This window comes from Flavobacterium yafengii, assembly GCF_030010375.1.
Taxonomy (GTDB): domain Bacteria; phylum Bacteroidota; class Bacteroidia; order Flavobacteriales; family Flavobacteriaceae; genus Flavobacterium; species Flavobacterium yafengii.
The window spans coordinates 159,298-181,764 of sequence record NZ_JASCRY010000003.1 but is presented as its reverse complement, the minus strand read 5'-3'; the positions used below and the strand labels follow the sequence as shown (position 1 = coordinate 181,764).

The 22,467-nt window shown below is 32.8% G+C and carries 21 protein-coding genes and 1 tRNA gene; 11 read left to right on the top strand and 11 right to left on the bottom strand.

Going from position 1 to position 22,467, the window contains the following annotated elements; translation table 11 throughout:
- Window positions 1-7 precede the first annotated feature (7 nt).
- From QLS97_RS11150 to QLS97_RS11135, 4 genes are all read right to left on the bottom strand, one after another.
- The gene (locus tag QLS97_RS11150) at window positions 8-2,386 is read right to left on the bottom strand and encodes a PHP domain-containing protein (RefSeq protein ID WP_282716721.1); all 2,379 of its coding nucleotides are present in this window, start codon (window positions 2,384-2,386) and stop codon (window positions 8-10) included.
- 18 nt (window positions 2,387-2,404) lie between these two features.
- The gene (locus QLS97_RS11145; protein ID WP_282716719.1) at window positions 2,405-3,070 is read right to left on the bottom strand and encodes a hypothetical protein; all 666 of its coding nucleotides are present in this window, start codon (window positions 3,068-3,070) and stop codon (window positions 2,405-2,407) included.
- A gap of 1,062 nt (window positions 3,071-4,132) precedes the next feature.
- Window positions 4,133-4,390: a hypothetical protein gene (locus tag QLS97_RS11140; RefSeq protein ID WP_282716717.1), complete on the bottom strand. Its 258-nt coding sequence runs from the start codon at window positions 4,388-4,390 to the stop codon at window positions 4,133-4,135.
- A gap of 146 nt (window positions 4,391-4,536) precedes the next feature.
- Entirely contained in the window at window positions 4,537-4,941 is a 405-nt protein-coding gene (locus QLS97_RS11135; protein WP_282716716.1) for an XRE family transcriptional regulator, read from the bottom strand.
- Window positions 4,942-5,121: 180 nt separating this feature from the next.
- Between QLS97_RS11135 and QLS97_RS11130 the strand changes: the two genes are divergently transcribed.
- The 5 genes from QLS97_RS11130 (at window position 5,122) to QLS97_RS11110 (ending at window position 9,574) form a co-directional block, all read left to right on the top strand.
- Window positions 5,122-5,682: a hypothetical protein gene (locus tag QLS97_RS11130; protein WP_282716715.1), complete on the top strand. Its 561-nt coding sequence runs from the start codon at window positions 5,122-5,124 to the stop codon at window positions 5,680-5,682.
- A 35-nt stretch (window positions 5,683-5,717) separates the two neighbouring features.
- Entirely contained in the window at window positions 5,718-7,337 is a 1,620-nt protein-coding gene (locus QLS97_RS11125; protein ID WP_282716714.1) for a hypothetical protein, read from the top strand.
- A 32-nt stretch (window positions 7,338-7,369) separates the two neighbouring features.
- Entirely contained in the window at window positions 7,370-7,726 is a 357-nt protein-coding gene (locus QLS97_RS11120; RefSeq protein ID WP_282716713.1) for a hypothetical protein, read from the top strand.
- 130 nt (window positions 7,727-7,856) lie between these two features.
- Entirely contained in the window at window positions 7,857-8,033 is a 177-nt protein-coding gene (locus tag QLS97_RS11115; RefSeq protein WP_282716712.1) for a hypothetical protein, read from the top strand.
- The gene (locus QLS97_RS11110; protein ID WP_282716711.1) at window positions 8,030-9,574 is read left to right on the top strand and encodes a recombinase family protein; all 1,545 of its coding nucleotides are present in this window, start codon (window positions 8,030-8,032) and stop codon (window positions 9,572-9,574) included. Before QLS97_RS11115 ends, QLS97_RS11110 begins: the two co-directional genes overlap by 4 nt.
- On the opposite strand, the gene QLS97_RS11105 is transcribed toward QLS97_RS11110, so the two are convergent.
- Window positions 9,540-9,613 (bottom strand) — tRNA-Arg (locus QLS97_RS11105). The two genes, QLS97_RS11110 and QLS97_RS11105, sit on opposite strands and share 35 nt — an antisense overlap.
- 70 nt (window positions 9,614-9,683) lie before the next feature.
- On the opposite strand from QLS97_RS11105, the gene QLS97_RS11100 reads away from it, so the two are divergent.
- The gene (locus QLS97_RS11100; RefSeq protein ID WP_282716710.1) at window positions 9,684-10,196 is read left to right on the top strand and encodes an adenine phosphoribosyltransferase; all 513 of its coding nucleotides are present in this window, start codon (window positions 9,684-9,686) and stop codon (window positions 10,194-10,196) included.
- Here QLS97_RS11100 and QLS97_RS11095 read toward each other — a convergent pair.
- From QLS97_RS11095 to QLS97_RS11080, 4 genes are all read right to left on the bottom strand, one after another.
- The gene (locus tag QLS97_RS11095; protein WP_091256335.1) at window positions 10,193-10,333 is read right to left on the bottom strand and encodes an SsrA-binding protein; all 141 of its coding nucleotides are present in this window, start codon (window positions 10,331-10,333) and stop codon (window positions 10,193-10,195) included. The genes QLS97_RS11100 and QLS97_RS11095 overlap by 4 nt on opposite strands.
- A gap of 75 nt (window positions 10,334-10,408) precedes the next feature.
- Window positions 10,409-12,292 (bottom strand): M56 family metallopeptidase, encoded by a 1,884-nt coding sequence (locus tag QLS97_RS11090; RefSeq protein ID WP_282716709.1) that lies wholly within the window; start codon window positions 12,290-12,292, stop codon window positions 10,409-10,411.
- A gap of 23 nt (window positions 12,293-12,315) precedes the next feature.
- Entirely contained in the window at window positions 12,316-12,684 is a 369-nt protein-coding gene (locus tag QLS97_RS11085; protein WP_282716707.1) for a BlaI/MecI/CopY family transcriptional regulator, read from the bottom strand.
- 145 nt (window positions 12,685-12,829) lie between these two features.
- A complete protein-coding gene (locus tag QLS97_RS11080) occupies window positions 12,830-14,047 on the bottom strand; it encodes an MDR family MFS transporter (protein ID WP_282716706.1) in 1,218 nt (405 codons plus the stop codon).
- 95 nt (window positions 14,048-14,142) lie between these two features.
- Between QLS97_RS11080 and QLS97_RS11075 the strand changes: the two genes are divergently transcribed.
- The 5 genes from QLS97_RS11075 (at window position 14,143) to QLS97_RS11055 (ending at window position 17,780) form a co-directional block, all read left to right on the top strand.
- On the top strand, window positions 14,143-14,745 hold the full coding sequence (locus QLS97_RS11075) for a DUF1684 domain-containing protein (RefSeq protein ID WP_282716705.1): 603 nt from the start codon (window positions 14,143-14,145) through the stop codon (window positions 14,743-14,745).
- A complete protein-coding gene (locus QLS97_RS11070; RefSeq protein WP_282716704.1) occupies window positions 14,745-15,401 on the top strand; it encodes a TatD family hydrolase in 657 nt (218 codons plus the stop codon). The genes QLS97_RS11075 and QLS97_RS11070 overlap by 1 nt, the downstream gene beginning before the upstream one ends.
- A gap of 25 nt (window positions 15,402-15,426) precedes the next feature.
- Entirely contained in the window at window positions 15,427-16,140 is a 714-nt protein-coding gene (locus QLS97_RS11065) for a tRNA threonylcarbamoyladenosine dehydratase (RefSeq protein WP_282716702.1), read from the top strand.
- A 67-nt stretch (window positions 16,141-16,207) separates the two neighbouring features.
- Entirely contained in the window at window positions 16,208-16,882 is a 675-nt protein-coding gene (locus QLS97_RS11060; RefSeq protein ID WP_282716700.1) for an HAD family hydrolase, read from the top strand.
- 52 nt (window positions 16,883-16,934) lie between these two features.
- Window positions 16,935-17,780: a DUF2911 domain-containing protein gene (locus QLS97_RS11055; protein ID WP_282716698.1), complete on the top strand. Its 846-nt coding sequence runs from the start codon at window positions 16,935-16,937 to the stop codon at window positions 17,778-17,780.
- A gap of 305 nt (window positions 17,781-18,085) precedes the next feature.
- Here the strand turns inward: QLS97_RS11055 and QLS97_RS11050 are convergent, their stop codons facing one another.
- Window positions 18,086-19,810 (bottom strand): sodium:solute symporter family protein, encoded by a 1,725-nt coding sequence (locus QLS97_RS11050; protein ID WP_282716697.1) that lies wholly within the window; start codon window positions 19,808-19,810, stop codon window positions 18,086-18,088.
- Window positions 19,811-19,932: 122 nt separating this feature from the next.
- Window positions 19,933-22,464, bottom strand: coding sequence for a PIG-L family deacetylase (locus QLS97_RS11045; protein ID WP_282716695.1), 2,532 nt, complete (start codon window positions 22,462-22,464; stop codon window positions 19,933-19,935).
- Window positions 22,465-22,467: the final 3 nt, after the last annotated feature.

Genomic DNA, 22,467 nt, shown 5'->3' with positions numbered 1-22,467 from the left:
TAAGTTTTTATTGAATTAATTTCTTAATGTTATACTTTCTAGCTCTTTGCTCAAAAATGTATTGACCACCATCTAAAACAGTACAAATCTCTTTTTGATGTTCTTTTTCTTCTAAAACATATTGCTCATATTCTATTGTATTTTCATTATTATTACACATAATTATATTCTCAGCATCACCATACACAACTATAGATGGATTATGAGTTATTAAAAATATCTGTTTTTTAAATTTCAAATCTCTTAATAAATCAATAAGCTTATCTGTTATAAATCTATTACCTAGATTATCTTCAGGTTGGTCAATAAAAATTATTTTAGAATTACCGCTTTTTAATATTGTTTGTAAATATTTTTCTGAATTAAATCCGGGTGAGTTATTTTTTGATGTGCTTTCCTCTGAATATTTTAAATATTCTATTGGTTTGTCAAATAAATCTAAAATCCCTTTTACTTGCGTCATCGTTTTTTTTGCCAAATTATCAGATGAATTAGTCGGTAAATTTTTTATTTTTATTTCACCTAATGCTAACTTAATCAATACCTGATATAAACTCAAATTAGTAGATGAAATACTACTTAAACCTTCAATTATCTTTGTTTTTATACTTTCATTTTTTTCAACTTCTAAAACCACTGTGACTTCATCATTAATTTTAATTTCTTGGATCTCTCCATAAGATAATTGTTCAACTAACAAACAATGGTTTTCCACTTGTTTTGCTATTTTAAAAGCATCAGATATATTTTTATTAAGAGTCGTATATCTTGTGTTCGAGGCTTCCTTTTCTCTGCCTTTTAAATCTAAATTTGCATTTTTATCTGTTATGATTTTCTTTACATCTGTTATAAAGTCTATCTTTTTACTGTAATTTTTAGTAACCTCATCAAATAACAAGTTTTTAGCATTTACAAGTTCTATAAAAGTTTCAATTACTTCCAATTCTTCTGGTAAAAATGACCAGTTTTCGTTTGCTTTGAATTTTTCAGTATTATCGGTTAATAGATTCAATATCTCGGCTGAGGTCTGAAATGAGTCAGTATTGTCCTCAATATCTGAAATACTTTTAAAAATGTAACTGGAATCAAGAATAGAAGTTATATCGCGGTCATGAAATGTGAAATTAGAATTTAATACATCGTATAATTCAGAATATAATTCAATTAATTTTTCAACTAATTGGGTTAAGTCTGATTTTTTTGTTTTAAAAGTTTCTAAGGCTGCTTTATAGTTCTCAGTCTCCCCAGATTCAAGTATTAAATCTTTGAGGGAATTATTCTCAAAATAATTTACAATGTCTCCTTGGTTAATGTAAATAATATCATTTGTATTATAATTAATTATTGGTTTATAATCATCATCCAAAAAACTTTTAACTTTTGCATTAGTTATATCTAATCCGTATTTATCGATTTGACTTTTATTATTGTTTATTTTTTTTCCTAAGATATTAAACAATAAACTTTTACCGCTTGACCTCCCTCCAATAATTGTGTTTAAATTAGGACTAAAATATAGAGTTGTGTTCTCTATTACTGGGTTATCTTCAAATTTAACACTGTGTAAGAAATTATCAAACCTCATTAACACTTCTACTTCTGAGAACTTTTTAATTCGAGATTTTGGATCAATAAAGGCAAATCGGATTGATTCGAATGTTGGTTGACCTTTTATGCAATAAAATTCATGATTATCACCATTTTTATTGGTGCACGGATAACTATTACAATTGTGATTATCTGAAAAATTGATATATGGAATATCATCTTTATCCTTAAAATCTAACGTCTTAATTCTATCAAAACCTTCATTATAAGTTTGTCTAACACTTTCTTTTACTTTTTCAAATGCACTTGGCATAAGTAACACCATTTGTTGGCAGAGTTGTATGTCATAGCCTATATAAGGATCTAATATGCTCTTTGTGTTCCCTGCATGAGGAATGAAAAAATAATTATGTTCATTAAATAAATCATATAAATCATCTATTGTTATTTTCCTTTCAGTCTTAGAAACTCCTTTGGTAGCATACAACCTCTCAATTTTATTTGAAATTATTTCTACATCCTCAAAATTATCATTTTCAAAGACTATAACACTATGATAAGTAATTGTCTTATGTGATTTTGGCACTTCAATATCGAATTCACAACCAATTAGTAATTTTGGATCTCCATCGGTGTAGTTTTCATAGTAATTTTTATAAGCATCAACATTGATAATATTATGATCTGTTAAAGAAAATAATTTGACATCATTTTCTATTAATTTCTGTTTCAAAATATTAATATCAAAATGACCTTGATAATCATTTGTTTTTGTTTGTTTACTATAATCGGTATGAATATGTAAATCAACTTTAAACCAATCAGAATATTTTTTCATCTTAAATTTTTCAGATTATTAAAAAATTATTTTATCGCAATATTTAATTACCTCGGGACAATGAATAATTATTCCACTATTAATTTGAACTTCTGAAAACCATAACAATCTATGCTCCTGTTGATGCTCATATTTTTTATGCTTCATAAACATTTCAACACCTAAAGTTATTTGAGAAAGTTCTTCCTTTATCGAAACTGGATTCTTAAAGTCAATATTTTGAAATACTTTATTCTGTTCATTTTCTAATATTTGAACTTTAGAATCACCATAAATACAATCGCCTTCAATACCTGTATTTACAAAAGATAATTTCCTTGCTATTTCTTTGCCAAAGTTTACAGAATCTTTTATTTTTATTGCTCCAACACCTTTAAAATTTTTAATTACATTTTCCTTCAAGGAATTTGTAGTACATAGTACGTAAGCATTAACACCCCCATCATAAGACACGTATTGACTGCTGTCTTTTCCATCAAATCCTCCAACTAAATTATGTCCTTCAGTTTTATCACCTTGCATTTCATCTTCATACTTTTTAAAATTTTTAAAACTTGAAAGATAGATATTTCCAGTTTCAAAAAAATCTTCAACATATTGAATGTCACTCAAAATTCTGTAAATAGGATTTAGTCTACTTAACCACGTTACATGAAAAGCAGATGTACTTTGAATGTAGTTCATAATAACTGTTAAATTTTATTTTTTTCATTTTGCCGATAACCATTCTTTTAATTTAAAAAATGAAAATTTTTTTATTAAAAAAATAATTAATTCTTGATTAACTCAAGGATATCATCTTGGCTAAGATACCTAAAAAAAGAATTTCAATAGTAAGGAACACCGTATTGTAGGATTATTTCTGAATTTTACAATTAATATTGAAGTTAAAGATAACTTAGAGAAGAATATTAATTTATTTTCTATGATTGTTATTATAGACAAAATGACCTAATTTGATCGAAATAACAATCAATTGTGTAATTTTATTAATGTGTGTTGATAATGGTTTTATTTTATGATTCTAAAATCAATTAGAAATATGTTGATATAAATTAGACTCTACAATTCTCTATAATAATTACTTTTTTGGAATCTAAATTTTTCAGTTTCACTGCCCACGAGTTCCGAGTGAAAGGGCAGCAAGATATCGGTTGTGATACAAACGGACATCTTGCCGATTGCAGGAACGTTGCAATCTTTCAGCTCTTTAAAGGTTAACAGCTAATTTAAAGCTAGTGTATGACATAAACAATCATGGGTAATTTTTACCTATGAAATGTCTTAGATAAATAGCAGGAAATGTTAGTTTTTTATTCAATCAGACTGCCAAAAAAATTTTCAAAAGAAAAAGAAAAAAAAGAAAGCAATACAAAATTGGATATGTATCAAACGGAGTGCTATAAGTCCCGAAGGGTGGCACTGCGAAGAATGAGCGGTGACATTATGGGCACGCAGTTGATGAATGTCCAATACCTTAGTTGTACTTTTTGTGATTTTTTATCTAGATATTTTTAAGATCTTTAGGAGATTGTAAAGCTGTAAGAATATTTATTTCAGCGGTCTCTGAAAGTGTACGCTCCCTTATTCCAATACAGAAGAAAATGTCCCTAAATAATTATTAGATCTTGAATAAGGGAGCGTACTTTTTCAGATGAATATATTTTAATTAATGTGCAAAATTCTGACTGTTTTCAGGAAGGTTTTTACACATGATCTGAAAAAATTCTTGCAGTCAAAAATCACTTAATTACTTTCTTGAAGTAACGTAATGGTGTCCGTAAGATTATGGTTTGTGATATAATCCAGAACAAAACATTCTACCTCTTTTTTATTCTCAGGTGAAGTGGAAAATGAGTTAAGATAATACTCTGTATTTTCATCTGCAATGTGAATAATTTCGGTAAAGCCTTTAGTAATTAAAGAACCTTTTAATTTTAATATTTTAAGTTCAATATCTCTGTCGATTTCCCTTTTTATTCGAAGCTTTATAGTTTTATTCATGTGATAGTTTTTGGTAATGTATTAGAGCAAGTAATGTTCCAAAACAAAAAAGAGACTCAAGAGTCTCTTTGTGGAATTAATGTATCTTTTATAAATGATTATTTCGTATTTAGTTTTTGCAAATATGAATATGAATTATTCCGAAATTATTTATTGATTAATTTTTCAAGCCTTGCCATCATTTCATCTTTCTCCCTCAACATCCTCTCATATAAAGCAATCTTTTCTTCGTGAAGTTTTTTTAACTCTTGGATAGAATTGAAGTTGAATGTAGAATTAGGATTTCCAACACAAGCATTATCTCCAAAAGTATTCGAAATAATATTTATTGCTTGTTCCTCATCAAAATTCTGAAATGCTTCAACAGGAATTTTTAATGAATTCGAGATTTGTCTAAGTATATTATCTTCAATTATATCTTTTTGCTCTAGCAAAGAAATTTTCTTTTGATTCCAGTCATTTCCCAGATCAAAAGCCAATGCTTCCTGTTTGATTCCAAGCATTTCTCTGAAGCGTTTTACGTTTCTTCCCTGATGTATTTTCTGTTCCATAATGAGTATTAATTTTCTGAAGGCTCAAAGATAAAGCCATTCGGATTAAAAATCCTGAATTTCAAAGATAAAAAAATATCCTGTAAAATATCCCTTTTATCAGATATTATATCCGCTTTTCGAATAGATTATCCTTTTGAAAGAGTGGAACTTCGCTTTTCAATTTTAAATCTCCCCACTATGAAAAAGAATAAAATATCCTTCGAAACAAGGTTTTGGGCAGGGTTCGTGACAGGAAATCCATTTGAGGCATTTGACGCTATTTTTGACTTTGCACATCTTGATTATTATAAACAGAATTTAAGTGAAGCGGTACTTCACTGTTATAAGGGAAAAGTCTACAAGCAAGAAACCCCCTGTAATGTTTTCGTTTTTTATACTGCTGTCTCCTCTTTTCTCAAAGTCTGTTACTACCTGAAAGAAAAAAGTAAAAAATGGAAAGTAAAACAGTCATCCCGCACTGAAACGGTATTTCATCTTTCTTCCCTGACCAAAGAAGAGTTCGACAATCCTTTTTTGGTGCTTCAAAATGCATTTGAAGAGAGAACACTGCAAGAGTTTGAATTTTTCTTATCTGAAATCACTGAACTTTCATTGTCTCCCTATTATGTAGATCCTGACTCCGACCTTACGACACCTTATATTCATTTAATCAAAATGCTCGATGCAGGGGAACTGATGAGAGAAAGAGGCGTTGAGAAAATCAAGAAAAATGAACAGGTTGAACCTTCAGCGGAATAAAATATCCTTTATCTAATCTTCAAAAACACAGTGTTATGAAAACTCTAGAAAAACTTTCATTTCCAAAACTCGAAAATGAGTTTTTAGAAAATATCCTGAGACAATTGGCTAATCAACATAATATCATTCAGATGTTTTTTACCAGACAGCCCTCTTTCGTGTTCTCACATCTTATTATCCATATCGAAAAAAATATGGATGCACAACAGCTACAACAGAACAAATGGGTAAAAAAAGTTAGAAAACTCTCTCAGATCGATGTCTATTTCATTTACTCTGAAAGGCTTCATCATAGATTCTCTTTAGGACATCCGTTTATTGAATTTTACTGCCAGCCTCCGGCTATTATCTACCAAAATAAAGAGTCTGGAGATTCGCTTATCATCACAAGGAATTGGACGAAATACAAGGAAAAGTTTAATGTTTTTCAAGAGCGTTTTTATAACGATCACGATCTTCATAAGTCACAAATTCAAAATCTCATTTCAGAAGGTTCTTCAAACAGTGTTTTTACATCGTATGCAAGATTGATTGAATATGATCTTGAATATTTGGAAGAACTGTATTCAGGAAATAGGTCTGCTTCGTTAAATTTAGATGAAAGGATCACTAACCTTATAGAGTACATTCCTGATATTCAAAAATACTTCGTAAGAAACAGCCACAGCAAATATTATCTTATTGATCTGTTTGTTAAAGCAAAAGAAGCTTCCATCAATGATGATGAGGCAATATATAAAAATGAAATGTATGAAGCAGTTGGAATTGCCGAACAAAGCCTCTATCGTCTTATCGAAGAACGGTTTGACCAATTAAAGAAACTGATAAAAAAAAAATTATTTGAAAAGCAGGAAGCTTCATGTCAAATTGATAACGAACTGAAAGATGAAACTCTCGATATTGCTGTCGAAACCATATTGAAATCATTGGAAGTCGAACAGATCTATTTGTATCATCAAATCACCTACGGTGAAAAAACGACCTATTATCTGATGCTTATAGCTATCGGTTCGGGTAATGAAAAATTAAGATTAATAAACCAATCCCTAAAAAGAAAAACTGGCGGGAAATATGATTTTGTTTTGATAAGCCACCATCGTAATTGGATACAAACGAATCTGTATCAGTATCAAAGTTTCTTTGCCAACATTGTTCAAGGGAAGCATCTGATATATTCATCCAGTCAATATCATCCAGAATTTCATTGGGAGGTGCCTCACAATCCTTATCATGCTGATTTGTATTTTTATTATAAGCCCACCAAAGATATTGCTTTGCAATTTTTCACGATAGCCAACAATGCCGAAGCAAACTATCAAGGTATAGATTACTTTTTTTCATTATTTTTTCTGTCCTTTTGCAGGACATACATTTTTGTAAAAACCTATTACCTGCCTAATTATCTGTCAAATGAAGCATTGTGGCAATTATGTATGTATGCCGATCCCGACATACATAAATACAATTATATGATAGAACAGTTCTGGACGGATTTCTTTCCGTATTTAGATAAGCATATGACCCTTAACCATAAGTTATCAAAACTCTGCAAAGAAGAGGTTGATCAGATGAATGTTATTGTTGAAAAACTGATGCGTGAATTACATAATTTGGTTATTGAAGACGGGTTATTATTAAGCTTTGAGCAGGACTGATACATTAATTAATCGATTTAAAAATAAAGATTATGGAAAAAGATGAAATTGAAAAGCTAGAGACTATTAAAAGATTAACCACCAACTGTCTGAGTGCTTTGAAGCCAGTTGAAGATAAAAGCGGGATTCATACCGCAAAAATAAGAGTGTATGATTATTATGAGCTCGCAGCGGTTATTAGAAATCTGCTGAAATTATGTATTGTGGCTCTTGATGAAGATGGCGCTGAAGTTCCCATTACGATAAAAAATCAGTCAATTGATGTCGGGCTTATATTGGGAATTGCCCTGCAGTTATTCCCAATTGATGAATTTGAACTGCTAAATGAGATCAGCATCTTGTTTCCTGTGGATTCTAGAAATGATGATGAAAATAATATCAATAAGTAACAATCCACAGCCATCATAGATATATTTTACTTATGATCATTAGAAATCAAGACCTTATCTTTATATCGATAAATGATTGTTGAACAAAAAAGACCATATTGGTCTTTTTTTAATGGAGAGGATTTTAAAAATGAGAAATGAAGATGAAAATGAAAGAAGAAGAATCACTCCAGAGAAAGCTTTGGAAATGTTAAAGACAGAGGGACTGGATTTAACGCTCGAACAAGCTAGGGATATCTTAGTTTTTTTGAGGAAATTGGCAAATAGTGCCGTATGTAAATATTTAAGGAAAGGAGAATTGAAATGATAGCAGACTTATATGTACGTGTTAGTACCGATGAACAGGCGGATAGAGGCTATTCTCAGAGAAATCAAGAGGAAGTGCTCAGAAAGTATTGTGCGATTAATTCTATTGCAATACGAGACGTGATTTACGAAGACCATTCTGCAAAGACTTTTAATAGACCGCAGTGGAAGAAACTTTTGCAAAATCTAAAAAAGTATAAGAACAAAACGGATTTAGTTCTATTTACTAAATGGGATAGATTTAGTCGTAACGCGGGTGATGCTTATCAGATGATCAACATTCTCAGAAAACTTGGAGTAGAGCCTCAAGGCATAGAGCAACCACTTGATTTGGAGATTCCGGAAAACAAGATGATGCTTGCTTTTTATCTTGCTGCACCCGAGGTGGAAAATGATAGAAGGGCACTAAATACTTTTCACGGCATGCGCAGGGCAAAGAAGGAGGGGAGATATATGGGGCTTGCCCCTTCAGGTTATATAAATAGGGTTAAAGAAGATGGTGCAAAATATATTGCATTTGATCAGCCCGAGGCATCAATACTAAAGTGGGCTTTTGAAGAGCTTTCTAAGGGAATTTTTAATACCGAGCAGGTATATCGTCTGGCGAAGAACAAAGGTCTTAAAGCAAGTAAAAATAATTTTTGGAGAATTATTCGGAATCCTCTTTATTGTGGAAAAATAGTAATTCCTAAATATAAAGATGAAGAAGCTAGAAGTGTAATGGGACAACATGAACCTTTAATTTCGCATGCATTATATTATACGGTTCAAGATGTTTTGGATGGAAGAGGAAAGAATTTTCGACCTAAAGCAATTACTACAGAGCCATTTCCTCTTCGTGGATTTTTTAAATGTCCAGAATGTGAAAAGCTATTGACGGCAAGTATCTCCAAAGGTAGAAGTAAATATTATTCTTACTATCATTGTTCTTCAGGTTGTAAGTATAGAATTAATTCAGAAGTAGCTAATGAGATATTTTTAAATAACTTGAAGCAATATGTTCCTAGAGCCGAAATAAAAAAACTGTACATTGCAATTATAATTGAGTGCTTTAAAGATAATACTAAAGAAATTCAAGATGAAAAATATAAGCTTATAGTTCAACTTAAAGATTATGAAAAGAGGCTGTCTCATGTGAGAGATTTGTTAGCGACTCAACAGATAGATGCTAAAGATTATGGGGAGATGAGATCATCATATAGTGAGATTATAAGTAAACTGGAATCGAAATTATCAGTTATAAATGAAGACAAGGATAATATTGATGACTTGTTGAATTCCGGTATAGAAAATCTCCTAAAGCTTCATGAATACTACATTAACGGGGAATGGGTAGATTCGCGAGATTTGATTGGTTCGATTTACCCTGAAAATTTCACTATTTTAAAAAATGAGTTTCGAACCACTAGGATCAACGAAGTTGTGGGGATTATATATTTGATTAACAGTCGAATACCCTTAAATAAAAATGGGACAAGGAAGGATTTTTCTTCTTTGTCCCATAAAGTGACCTTGACTGGATTCAAACCAGTAACCTCTTGAGCCGTAATCAAGTGCGCTATTCAGTTGCGCCACAAGGCCTTATTGCGGGTGCAAATATAGGAATAAATATGTAAATTGCAAGACTAATTTTAGATAAAAATAAAAAAATATGCCACTAGAAAAGTATATACGTGATATTCAAGGATTTCCCAAAGAAGGAATTTTGTTTAAAGACATTACTCCCTTATTAATTGACCCCGAAGCAAGGAAAAAATGCTTGAATATATTGGTTTCTTCACTTGCTGATAAAAAAATTGACAAGGTGATAGGAGTGGAAAGTCGAGGATTTTTCTTTGGGATGTTGATTGCTCAGGAATTGAATGTTGGTTTTATTCCCGTCCGAAAACCGAATAAGTTGCCTTACGAAACCATTTCTGCAACGTATGATTTGGAATATGGAACGGATACTTTAGAAATTCACACCGATGCGATTCAAAAAGGAGACCGTATTCTGATTCACGATGATGTTTTGGCAACTGGAGGAACGGCGAAAGCAGTTTGTGAATTGGTAGAACGATTGGGTGGCGAAATCGTGCAATGCAATTTCCTGATGGAATTAGCTTTCTTGAATGGAAGAGCAAAAATCAAAGGAAATGAAATTTTTGCCGCAATTACATATTAATCCAGCGCACGTGTGGTTACGTAATATCTAAAACCAATAATTGCCATCTGCCATTTCTTGGCTTTTGCCAAATCCAATCGCTGTTTGGTGAAACTAGGTAAAATGATTTTGTTGATTTGTGCCAGGATTTTATACATACGGTTTTATTTTAGACAAAGATATAAAAAAAGACGGTCTTGATTAGGACCGTCTTTTTGGGTTTTATGAGGATATTATTTTTTTCTTTCGCGTTCCAAGTTAGAATGGTATTCTTCCATTTGTTGTTCGTACACTTTCATTTTTTTCTCAAAAGCTTCCATTTCTTTATTGAATGGTTCCATTTTCTTATCAAATTCTTCCATTTGCTTATCGAAAGCTTCCATTTGAGGCTCCAATTTTTTCATTTTAGCCTCGTAGTCTTCCATTTTCTTTTCAAACTCTTTCCAAGCTTTTTTATCTCCTTTAATTGGGTCACCTTTTGGTGCTTTTGGTGCTTTTGGAAATGCTGGAGGAGCAGGAGTTTTAATCTTAAAAACTGGCGGTGTTGGAGGCGTTGGAGGAACTGGTAAATTTCTCTCTTGAGAATATTGAATTCCATTTTTGGTTATAATTCGGATTGTTTTACCATCTTTATTTACATCCATTCTCTCAATTGTACTTTGATCTAAACGGTCTAATTCATTTTGAGACACTTTTTCGTTATTGATATAAATATCATTCTCGTTAATCATTTTCCTATGATTATTAGTAATGATTCGGATTTCCTGTTTGTCATCATTCTTATTGACATTCATAGTCGCAATTTCATTAGGATCTATTTTATCCAAATCATCTTGACTTACTTTTTTGCCGTTGATAAAAATTTCTTTTTCAGTTACTGACGGTGCATTTGGAGCAATAACAATACTTTTTTGATTGATAATTGTTTCATCTGAACCAAAATTTACAGTAAGCATTCCATTATCGTCTTTAGATACTATAATTCCAAATTCATTTATTGCCTCAGTTCCTTTTGTTTCCATTTTCTGTGCAATTTCTTTTCCCTTTTTCAAATCAACTTTTATTGCGGTCAATTCGTTTTTAGAATTTCTTTTGATTCCGGAAAAAGTAGCGATTATGGCATAGTTTTCTTTTAAATTGCTAGATTTTTCTTTTAATTCCTCATCAGTAGTATTTTTATCTATTTTGTAAACATCTACTGATTTTTCATTTGCTTTTATGATTTTTGTTGTTGCTTGGACAGCTATTTTCTCCTGCGCAATTACATTTACTTGGAAAAGTATCACAAATGCCACTAAAGCGGGAATTATTAATACATACTTCCAGGAATTCGATTTTTTTGATTGATTTTTGTTTAACATAACGATTCGTTTTTTGATTAATGATTGATAAAAATGATTGGTAATGGCAACACAATTCTCGTGTGTTGTTATTTTTAAAAGCGTAAACTGATACGCTTTTTTGTCTGATGTTTTTTTGGTAGCTTCACTATCGGCAATAAATTCTAAGTTTTGTAAGATGGCTTTTTTGTACAGCCACATGAATGGGTTGAACCAAAAAATAGCACAAAAAACTCTTTCAATTAAAACATCTGCAGTATGATTTTGCTCACAATGTACTTTTTCGTGTTCCAAGATATTTTCTAGCTCGGCAGTAGTGTATAAGGAAGAATTGTAAACGATAGTATTAAAAAAAGAGAACGGAGCGAGGTTGTCTTGTAAGTCAATAAATTTAAAATCGGCTTGACGTTTTATTATTTTTCCTTTAAATACTTTTTGTAAACTGTAAAAATCAAAACCAAATTTAGTTAGTAGATACAATGCACCCATACAGTACAGCATTGCTAATCCCAAATAAATATATTCTTCTGTATGGTCTTCATTTACTGTTGTAGTTATGGGCAATGATGACCAATCATAATTTACAGGAGTAGGTTCGACCCAAATTATTTTCGTAAAAACGACTAACGGCAAAAGAACAGAAGTAAATAAACCCAGTAACAGAAACCAACGATTGCTTGTAAAAAAGGTTTCTTTTCGCAACATAAAATGATACGCCAAATAAAACAGCGCAATTAATCCACTGGATTTGATAAGATAAATATAGAATGCTTCCATAAATACTGTTGTTACTATAAAGTTTATATTTCCTCTTTTTGACTTTCAATCATTGCCAAAATCTCACGTAATTCAGCTGCTGAAATTTTTTCTTCTTTGGCAAAATGGGAGACCATATTTTTATAAGAACTATTAAAGTAATTATCAATAGCGGTATTCATGAAGCGTTTTCTATAATCTTCTAAACTCACGATAGGATAGTATTGGTGCGTGTTTCCAAAAGCATTGTGAGACACAAAACCTTTTTCTTCCAGATTACGCACAATAGTAGAAAGCGTGTTATAATGGGGTTGTTCTTCCGTTATTTCTGCCATGACTTCTTTAACGAATGCTTTTTTGAGCTTCCATAAAATGTGCATGATTTCTTCTTCTTTATTCGTCAGTTTTTGCATGATTTTTTTATTTGAATCAAACATACAACTATAGTTGCAGTTGTGCAACTAAAAATATAGTTAATTAACTAAAAGAACAGTTTTTGTGCTGAAATCAAATTTATTCTAGCGAAAAAACATCACAATCAAATAAGTAATAAGGGAACTATTTGTTTTCCAGCTTAATTAATTTTTGCAGCCAAATACAACCGCCTACCGAAAGAATTCCTAAACTTCCCATGACAAACCAATTGGTTTGGTAGCCAAATGCAGCAATGATTTCCAGTCCGGTTTTGGAACTTGCAATGTGCGCTAAGCTGAAACTCATTGTAAACAAAGCCATATAACGACCTTCATGGCCTTTTGGCGCTCGGCTTAAAGCGAAAGAATTGGAAAAAGGAAAGATGAACATTTCTCCAAAAGTGATAAAAAGAATACTGACGATTAATATTCCAGCCCACATATTAATCATTAAAACATAGAAACTAAGGGACATTAGCAGCGAACCCCAAAGAATAATTTTGAGTTTATTGATGTTTTTTCTTTGGCTAATACTCACAATTGGCATTTCCAAAAAGAAAATTAACAGTCCGTTTAATGATAATAAAAGTCCGCTTTGAAATTCAGTTAGCCCAAATTTTTCATTATGATACAAGGGTAAAGTGGTAAAAAGTTGAAAGAAAAGCATCGCCGTTATAAAACAGATAAAGAGAAAAATCCAGAATATTTTGTCTTTGAAAACGGAAGCAGGTATTTCGGTTTCGCTATCTGCCGTATTCAAATCAGCTGGTTTTTTGCGTTCTTTTACCAATAAGGTGAAAATCAAAATAGATACAATACAAGAGCTTCCATCTACCCAAAATAATCCGCTGTAGCCTAAATTCATAATAATCAAACCTCCTAAAGCCGGTCCCGCAGTAAATCCTAAATTCACCGCTAATCGAACTAAAGTCAATGCTCTAGTGCGATTTTCAGGTTTTGCATACGTGCCCAGAGATACAAACATGGCGGGACGAAACATATCGGCAACGGTCATGATGAAGAACATTGCAAAACACAATCCCCAAAAAGTTCGGATGTATTGTACTAAAAACAGTAGTATTCCGCTGGTGAATAAACTGAAAACCATGATTCTGTAAAAACCTATTTTATCGGATAATTTGCCACCAAGCCAAGATCCCAACATAGAACCGAAACCAAAAGCAACCATAATCCATCCTACTTGAGCATAGGAAAAACTTAAATCTTCTTTTAAATATTTGGATAAAAAAGGCAAAACCATCGTACCGGCACGGTTGATAAAAGTAATCAGTGTAAGAATCCAAACTTCTCTTGTAAATCCTCTGAAATTATTTATGTAGCGTTGAAAAGCAGTTTTGAGCATATCTAAAGTTATAATTTCACAAAGGTAGAAAACTTTGTACCGATGCGTCTTTGTGTCCTCGTAACTTTTAAACTATTTTTGCATAAAATAAGAACATGAGAACGCTATTCACTTTGTTGCTTTTGGTACAATTGAATTTTGGCTTTGGCCAAGATAAATTTGATGTTTCGGCTGTAGCCAAATTTCAAAAGGAATTAAATACAGAATATGCAGAGGCAAAGACAAGTCCTTTAACTGCAGAAGATTTAGCGGAATTCAAAACACTTGATTTTTATCCTGTTGACGAAAAGTTTTTTGTGACTGCTTCTTTTGTCAGAACAGAAAACGAGAAACCTTTTGAAATGAAAACGTCAACAGACAGAAAACCATTGTATGTAAAATATGGGGAGCTTTCTTTTACAATTGACGGTCAGGATTTGAAACTGAATGTGTACAAGAATATTGAGCTTTCCAAAAAAGAAGAATATAAAGATTATTTATTTCTGCCGTTTTCAGATTTGACTTCAGGAAAAGAAAGTTACATTGGCGGGAAATATATCGATTTAAGGATTCCAAAAGCAGATACGATTGTGATTGATTTTAATACATCATACAATCCGTATTGCGCTTATAATCCTAAGTATTCCTGTCCAAAAGTTCCATTGGAAAACGATTTAAATATCGAGATAAAAGCTGGGGTTAAAAAATTTCACGACTAATGGAATTCTTTAATCTGCATACGCATAAATGGACCAATCAGCCCAATGTGTTGGAATTAGTGAATCAATATCCACAGGAATTTGATGCCACAATTCCGTATTATTCCGTCGGGATTCATCCGTGGTTTATCGTTGAAGAACGAATAGAAGCTGATTTGGCGATAATCGAAAGTAAATTACAAGAGGGGAATTGTCTCGCTGTAGGCGAATGTGGATTGGACAAACGCATCGAAATTCCAATGGAATTACAACAAATGGTTTTCGAAAAGCAATTGCTTTTGGCACAGCAATATCAAAAACCAGTGGTAATACATTGTGTCGCGGCTTTTCAGGAACTGATTGCAATTAAGAAAAAATTGAATATTACTGTTCCAATGCTGATTCATGGGTTTTCCAAAAATGCTCAAGTCGCTAAACAATTATTGGACAATGGATTTTATGTTTCGTTCGGAAAATATTTATTGCTAAATAAGGAATTAGAAGAAGTTTTTAAAAGCGTTCCTGATAATCGATTTTTTTTGGAAACAGATACAGTTAAAGAAGGAATTGAAGCTGTTTATGAATTGGCAGCAAAATACAAAGGAATTTCAGTCAAAGAAATACAAGAACTGGTGAATAATAATTTTAATACTGTTTTTAATCAAATAAACAGATAACCAAATTAACAAATAAACTTTTATTATGGCAGAGTGGACAGAAAGAGCCGAACTTTTATTCAAAAAAGAAGGTTTAGATAATTTGAAAAATGCAAATGTATTGGTCGTAGGATTGGGTGGTGTTGGTTCTTTTGCAGCTGAATTTTTGGCTAGAGCAGGAGTGGGAACCATGACTATTGTAGATGGCGATGTAGTTGATATTACCAATATAAACCGACAATTGCCCGCTTTACATTCGACCGTAGGGCAACCCAAAGTAACTATTGTAGGTGATCGATTAATGGACATCAATCCAGAGTTGAAATTGACTCGCGTGCAGGAATTTCTTTCGCCGGAACGTGCTTTCGAAATTGTTTCAGAGGAATTTGATTATGTTTTGGATTGCATTGATAGTGTGACTCCAAAACTGAATTTAATTATTGGTGCCAAACGAAAAAGAGTAAAAATTATCAGCAGTATGGGCGCTGGCGGAAAAATGGAAGCTTCTAAAGTAAAAGTGACGGATATTTCCAATACTGTGAATTGTTACTTTGCTAAAACCATCAGAAGACGATTGAAAGAAGTGAAAATTGATAAATTGAAAGTGGTTTTTTCTTCTGAAATTCAAGACGAAACGAGTTTAAAAATGACTGATGGATCCAATTTCAAAAAATCATTTTATGGAACCAATAGTTACATGCCAGGATTATTTGGTCTGTATGCCGCAGAAACCGTGATTCGCTATTTACTTAAAAAATAGTGTTCAGTGTTCCGTTTTTTAGTATTCAGTTCTAAAAATCTAAAAAGTCTAATAATCTAAAAAAAAAATGATACAAACCGTAATTTTTGACATGGATGGTGTAATTGTCGATACAGAACCCGTACACCGTTATGCTTATTTCAAACAATTCGATGAATTAAATATTGTTGTTACTGAGGAAATGTACACTTCATTTACTGGTTTTTCTACTCGAAATACGTTTCAGAAATTGAAAGAGGTTTTTGTGATTGAACACGAAGTTGAAGATTTGATTCAAAGGAAACGGAACATCTTTAATGATGCTTTTGATAGTAAAGCAGATTTAGAATTACTGGAAGGTGTTGAAAATCTTATTAAAGAATTACACCAAAACGGAATGCAGTTGATTTTGGCTTCTTCGGCATCCAAAGTTACAATTGAACGTGTGTTTTCCAGGTTTAAGTTGCATGACTATTTTACACATGTGGTAAGCGGGGAAGATTTTCCTAAATCGAAACCACATCCTGCTATTTTTGAACATGCAGCAAGTTTATCAATTGCACCAAAAGAAAGCTGTATCGTCATTGAAGACAGCACGAACGGAATAAAAGCGGCGAAAGCTGCCGGAATTTTGTGCCTGGGGTACAACAGTATTCACTCTGAGGCGCAAGATTTATCAGAAGCAGATTTTGTGATTAATCATTTTAACGAATTAGGTTTTGATGCCGTTAAGAATATTGATTCTAAATTAAGGAATAATTAACATTTGAAAGCCACTGAATTTGTAAATTTGGAAATCATAAAAAAATTATAACATGAAAAAAATAATCATTGTATTTGCCATTATTATAGCAAATTTCACCATTGAGGCACAAGTAAAAACACCTCAGTCAAGTCCAAAATCGACAATCATGCAAGCCGTAGGTTTGACAGATGTAGAGATTAATTATTCAAGACCAAGTGCAAGAGGAAGAGCTGTTTTTGGTAATTTGATCCCTTTTGGAAAAGTATGGAGAACTGGAGCTAATGAAAATACAACCGTATCTTTTAGCGACGATGTTGTTATTGATGGTAAAACCTTGAAAAAAGGAAAATATTCGTTATATACTATTCCAAAAATTGAAAGCTGGGAAATAATATTTTATAAAACTACTGATAACTGGGGGAATCCAGAAGAGTGGAAAGAAGAAAATGTGGCGCTTAGAGCTACTGTTAAAACGGAAACATTAAATAGAAGTGTTGAAACATTTACTATTGGAGTTAGTGGTTTAGATAATAATTTTGCCTTTTTAGAAATGTATTGGGAGAATTCGTATGCAGCTGTAAAATTTGAAGTGCCTACACAACAAAAAGCAACAGCTAATATCGAGAAAGCATTAGCGGGACCAACTGCCGCAGATTATTTTTCTGCTGCTCAATTTTTGTTTCAATCGAATGGTGACAATGCAAAAGCATTGGTTTATGTAAACAAAGCGTTGGATATGTCTAAAGACCAACCATTTTGGTATAACAGATTGAAGTCGTTGATTCAAGCAAAACTTGGAGATAAAAAAGGAGCAATCGAAACGGCTAAATTATCTCTTACCGCAGCTGAAATTGCTAAAAACCAAGACTACGTAAAAATGAATAAAGACAGTATTGCAGAGTGGAGTAAAAACTAATTATTCCAGATGTTTTGCAAAAAAAATCCCGTCTTGATTATCAAGACGGGATTTTTTTTTGAAATTTTGGACTGTGTAATTTATAAATGTTTGCGTATAAATCATCCATAGAATTATCATTGCTTTGCCAGTTCGCTATTGCTCGTGTACGAAGTAGGAGAGATTTTCTCAATAGAAGTTACATAAGTAACATTCAGAAGTTAAAACAACAACCGCAGATTCACAGATTATCAATATAAAAATCTGTGAATCTGCGGTTAATATTTTTTAAAAACTAAAACAATAATTTGTTTTACTATTTTTATTTAGGCTGTAATCGCTCTCTGTTTTCTGAAGATGGTCCATTGCAGCAACAACGAAATAACAATCGTTAACATCGCTCCAATGAAATTAAGCCATAAATAGCCCAGTTTTTCTTCTCCGCTTGGGAAAATATAAATGGCGTAATAGTATATGATGAAAATAGTAATCTGACTTACTACGGCGCTGTAAAAAATAGCTTTGGATTGGACCTTGTGTATATAAAAACCAACTAAAAAGATTCCCAATACAGTTCCGTAAAATATGGATCCAATGATGTTTACCAATTGAATTAAATTTTCAAACAGCGTTCCAATACAAGCAAAAAGTATTGCAATAACTCCCCACAATAAGGTAAAGAATTTTGTGGCATACAGATAATGTCTTTCTGATTTTTCTTCTTTCAGATTACGTTTGTAAATATCAATTGCTGTTGTAGATGCCAATGCATTCAGTCCAGAAGCGGTAGAAGACATGGCGGCTGAAATGATAACGGCCAACAATAAACCGATAAGTCCTTTGGGTAAATAATTGAGTATAAAGTGAAAAAACACATAATCTTTGTCGTTGGTTTCACTGTTGCTATCGGCTTTCAGGATTATTTCTTTGGCTCGATCTCTTAAATCTTTTTCTTTATTGGACAAAGCCACTAATTCTTTTCGAAGGATTGGATTGTCATAATCTTGATTGAGCTGATCGATGTACAAAAGATTAATTACTTTTTTATCTTCGGATAAATCGTCTAATTTTTTCTCCAAAGCATTGTATTCGCCTTTGTAAGCTGATTTTTCAATCATGGCTTTGTTGTTTGGATTAAAATTTAACGGAACAGGATTGAATTGAAAAAAAACAAAAACCATAACTCCGGTAAGTAAAATGAAGAACTGCATAGGTACTTTTAAAAGACCGTTCATAATCAGTCCCATTTGACTTTCCCGAACTGATTTTCCCGATAAATAACGCCCTACCTGAGATTGATCGGTTCCAAAATAAGCCAATGCAAGGAAAAAACCTCCTGTGATTCCACTCCAAAAAGTATATTTTTCCTCTGGATCTAAAGAGAAATTGACAATATCCATTTTGTCATTTGCACCGGCAATATGCAACGCACTGGTAAATGTCATATCATTAGGTAAATAATGCAATATCAGAAAAAAGGTGATTAGCATTCCGGACATAATCACAAACATTTGCTGTTTTTGAGTTACATTCACAGCTTTTGTTCCGCCCGAAAAGGTATAAATGATAACCAATACACCAATAATAATATTCATGTACGTTAGGTTCCAACCCAATATTGCCGACAAAATAATCGCTGGCGCATAAATGGTCAATCCAGTTCCTAAACCTCTTTGGAACAAGAAAAGAATGGCTGCAAGGGAACGGGTTTTTAAATCAAATCTTTTTTCGAGGTATTCATAAGCCGTATACACTTTGTATTTGTGGTACAAAGGGATAAATGTGACGCAAATTACCACCATGGCAATTGGCAATCCAAAATAGAATTGTACAAAACCCATTCCGTCATGATAGGCTTGTCCTGGAGTGGAAAGAAATGTAATCGCACTGGCTTGTGTAGCCATAACAGAAAGCCCAACAATGTGCCAAGGCGTTTCATTACTACCCAGAATAAAGTCTTCAACATTTTTACTTCCTTTGGTTTTCCATGCACCGTAAATTACGATGAACAGTAATGTAACTATAAGTATAACCCAATCAAATAATTGCATAATTTAAGAGTATAATTTCATGATGAGACAAAAGATCAAGATGTATATAGCATTGGCTACAAGCACCCAAGTATAGTTCTTCTTCCAGGTTTTCATTTTTTTTGTTTCCATTTTAGATTGGGTTAGGGCTTGATTTTTTGAACAGGAATTTTTTCGGATGATTTCAGCGAAATGATATTGGAAATTAATTTATACGCACCGGTAACGCCTTCAGGTAATTCTCTAAAAAAGCTTAAGCCGGTATAAATATAGTGTCCTTTTCCGTAGGGAGCAATTAGCAAAGCACCATTTTTAGGACTTTCCCCTTTATCATTTGAAGATAGAATAGGAGTGAAGGCTTTGTCGTATTCGCTTGGGTAATACAATCCTTGCTCTTGTTTCCAACCTTGAAAATCTTTAGCGGTAATTTTGTTTGGGAAATTCAAAACGGGATGGTTTGGTGCTAAAAATCGAACTTCAGCATCTTCTTCGGTTACACGGTCGCGGGACAGTTTTAATGGATAAGGTGCAATGTTTTCGGTTATAAGATCACCTGCAGTATTGTACTGAACGAGCATTGTTTTTCCGCCTTTTACAAAGTCAAAAAGTATCGTTTGTTTATTTGCTAATGCTGTAACGGTATTGTAAGCACGAACACCAGTCATCACTACATCAAAATTTTCTAATTTCTCGGGTGTTATTTCTTCGGGTTTAAGCAGTGTAACAGTGTATCCTAGTTGACTCAGACTGCTAGGAACTTCATCTCCAGCACCCATAATGTATGCAATTCTCTCTTCATTCGTTTTTAAATCTGTTTTGATGCATTTGGCTTCAGCCGATTTTAAAACTTGCTGTTTTGTGATGTGGTCATAATTAATGATAATTTGCTCTTTGTCAAATCGTTTATTGTCAATTATCGCCACACTTTTGGCTACAGCTTCATCAGATTTATTTGGTGCAGTTACCTCAAAATAAACAATTTGTTCTGTTCCCTTTTTTTGGATGTTAAAAGGAATCGATTTTGGAGAAACACCCCAGTTTTGAGGGAGTTCAAGTTGGAGATTTCCTTTTACGGCATCTTTACCAGCTTTGATTTTTACACCTACATACTTGATTTTTGTGTCTTTAAAAAGCAATACTTTGTCTAAAATTGAAGTGGTAACCTCAGGAACGATGTCGAGATAATTATATACTTCACCTTTTACATCATCATTGTATTTATAAACAACCGTTCGCTCAAACGGGATTTCGATTCCGTTGATTTGAACGTTAAATACCACTTTAGCTTCCCGAATAATATCCGGAATCCCTATGTTTTGCTGCTGATTTACGGCGTACATGCCAATGGTTCCATTTTCTCTTAACCAATACGGTTGTGTGTAGTTAATTGATTCGGGTAATTTTAAATCTAAATTGATGTTATTTAGAATATTGTTTTTTAAATCTCGATTTTGAGGTGTAGTAATTTGATTGGGTAAAGCGGTTACACTCATTAATTGTATGGGTGCAGAGCTTCTATTAATGGCTTCGAGTTTCAATTTAATAGTGCTTCCGGGAGTTGCTTCTTGATTTTGGGCAACGGCTTCGAGATACAAACCGGAACAAGCCGCTATAATTTCTTTTATGGCTTCGGATTTCAGTGGTGCCCAATGATTTTCGTCCAAAGCTTTCATCATGGAGTAGGCTTTCGCCAAATTTGGAATGCTTGCTGAAGGATTATTATGGTCGAATTCAGTGGCAATAGTAGACAATAAATCTCCGATGGCTTTTCCTCCTTTTACTCGGTTCCAAGAAGTATCAATTCCTTCAAAAAGAGATTTTTTTTCTTTTAAAGCATCTCCATTTATAAACTCTAAATATTCCGTTTCTTCGCCACGTGCACCGGTGCTTCCAAAACCTTGCGATTGATGACGGCTGCGACTTAATGCTGCTATTTCCTGATTTGATTTTCCTAATCCGGCATAATAAACTCCTGTTTGCAGCGCAATTAAATTCTTTTTATCAGCTGCATTAAATTTTTCTATAGTTCCATAAAACCACCAAGACGTATTGAAAAACTGGCGTTTGGTTTGCCAAGGTTTTACATATTTTAATTGTTCCGGAAAAATAGTTGGATTGTTAGCCAGTTGAAAACTTTCTACACTCAACATTGCCGATGAAGTGTGATGACCGTGAGTAGTTCCTGGAGAGCGATGATCAAATCGGTTGACAACTACATCGGGTTGAAATTTTCTGATTGCCCAAACAACGTCAGCCAATACTTTTTCTTTATCCCAAATTTCTAAGGTTTCTGTTGGATTTTTGGAAAACCCAAAATCATTGGCACGGGAGAAAAGCTGTTCTCCTCCATCAATTTTTCGGGCTTCGATAAGTTCTTGTGTTCGTATCACTCCCAATAATTCGCGCAATTGTGTACCTATTAAGTTTTGACCACCATCACCGCGTGTCAAAGATAAATAGCCAGTTCTTGCTTTTTGTTCATTGGACAAATAAGAGATTAATCGGGTATTTTCATCATCTGGATGCGCTGCTATATAAAGTACAGAACCTAAAAAATTTAGCTTTTGAATTTGATTGTAAATTTCAACAGAATTTGGTTTTTGAGGTTGTTGCGCAAATGTTATTTGGCAACATAAAAGAAATAGTAGAATAGCTGATCCGTATTTTTTTTGCATTTT

What these genes read in the sequence shown, in the direction of transcription:
- QLS97_RS11150 (WP_282716721.1), bottom strand. Translation starts at nt 2,386, where the DNA reads ATGAAAAAATATTCTGATTGGTTTAAAGTTGATTTACATATTCATACC.
- QLS97_RS11145 (WP_282716719.1), bottom strand. Translation starts at nt 3,070, where the DNA reads ATGAACTACATTCAAAGTACATCTGCTTTTCATGTAACGTGGTTAAGT.
- QLS97_RS11140 (WP_282716717.1), bottom strand. Translation starts at nt 4,390, where the DNA reads ATGAATAAAACTATAAAGCTTCGAATAAAAAGGGAAATCGACAGAGAT.
- QLS97_RS11135 (WP_282716716.1), bottom strand. Translation starts at nt 4,941, where the DNA reads ATGGAACAGAAAATACATCAGGGAAGAAACGTAAAACGCTTCAGAGAA.
- QLS97_RS11130 (WP_282716715.1), top strand. Translation starts at nt 5,122, where the DNA reads ATGAAAAAGAATAAAATATCCTTCGAAACAAGGTTTTGGGCAGGGTTC.
- QLS97_RS11125 (WP_282716714.1), top strand. Translation starts at nt 5,718, where the DNA reads ATGAAAACTCTAGAAAAACTTTCATTTCCAAAACTCGAAAATGAGTTT.
- QLS97_RS11120 (WP_282716713.1), top strand. Translation starts at nt 7,370, where the DNA reads ATGGAAAAAGATGAAATTGAAAAGCTAGAGACTATTAAAAGATTAACC.
- QLS97_RS11115 (WP_282716712.1), top strand. Translation starts at nt 7,857, where the DNA reads ATGAGAAATGAAGATGAAAATGAAAGAAGAAGAATCACTCCAGAGAAA.
- QLS97_RS11110 (WP_282716711.1), top strand. Translation starts at nt 8,030, where the DNA reads ATGATAGCAGACTTATATGTACGTGTTAGTACCGATGAACAGGCGGAT.
- QLS97_RS11100 (WP_282716710.1), top strand. Translation starts at nt 9,684, where the DNA reads ATGCCACTAGAAAAGTATATACGTGATATTCAAGGATTTCCCAAAGAA.
- QLS97_RS11095 (WP_091256335.1), bottom strand. Translation starts at nt 10,333, where the DNA reads ATGTATAAAATCCTGGCACAAATCAACAAAATCATTTTACCTAGTTTC.
- QLS97_RS11090 (WP_282716709.1), bottom strand. Translation starts at nt 12,292, where the DNA reads ATGGAAGCATTCTATATTTATCTTATCAAATCCAGTGGATTAATTGCG.
- QLS97_RS11085 (WP_282716707.1), bottom strand. Translation starts at nt 12,684, where the DNA reads ATGCAAAAACTGACGAATAAAGAAGAAGAAATCATGCACATTTTATGG.
- QLS97_RS11080 (WP_282716706.1), bottom strand. Translation starts at nt 14,047, where the DNA reads ATGCTCAAAACTGCTTTTCAACGCTACATAAATAATTTCAGAGGATTT.
- QLS97_RS11075 (WP_282716705.1), top strand. Translation starts at nt 14,143, where the DNA reads ATGAGAACGCTATTCACTTTGTTGCTTTTGGTACAATTGAATTTTGGC.
- QLS97_RS11070 (WP_282716704.1), top strand. Translation starts at nt 14,745, where the DNA reads ATGGAATTCTTTAATCTGCATACGCATAAATGGACCAATCAGCCCAAT.
- QLS97_RS11065 (WP_282716702.1), top strand. Translation starts at nt 15,427, where the DNA reads ATGGCAGAGTGGACAGAAAGAGCCGAACTTTTATTCAAAAAAGAAGGT.
- QLS97_RS11060 (WP_282716700.1), top strand. Translation starts at nt 16,208, where the DNA reads ATGATACAAACCGTAATTTTTGACATGGATGGTGTAATTGTCGATACA.
- QLS97_RS11055 (WP_282716698.1), top strand. Translation starts at nt 16,935, where the DNA reads ATGAAAAAAATAATCATTGTATTTGCCATTATTATAGCAAATTTCACC.
- QLS97_RS11050 (WP_282716697.1), bottom strand. Translation starts at nt 19,810, where the DNA reads ATGCAATTATTTGATTGGGTTATACTTATAGTTACATTACTGTTCATC.
- QLS97_RS11045 (WP_282716695.1), bottom strand. Translation starts at nt 22,464, where the DNA reads ATGCAAAAAAAATACGGATCAGCTATTCTACTATTTCTTTTATGTTGC.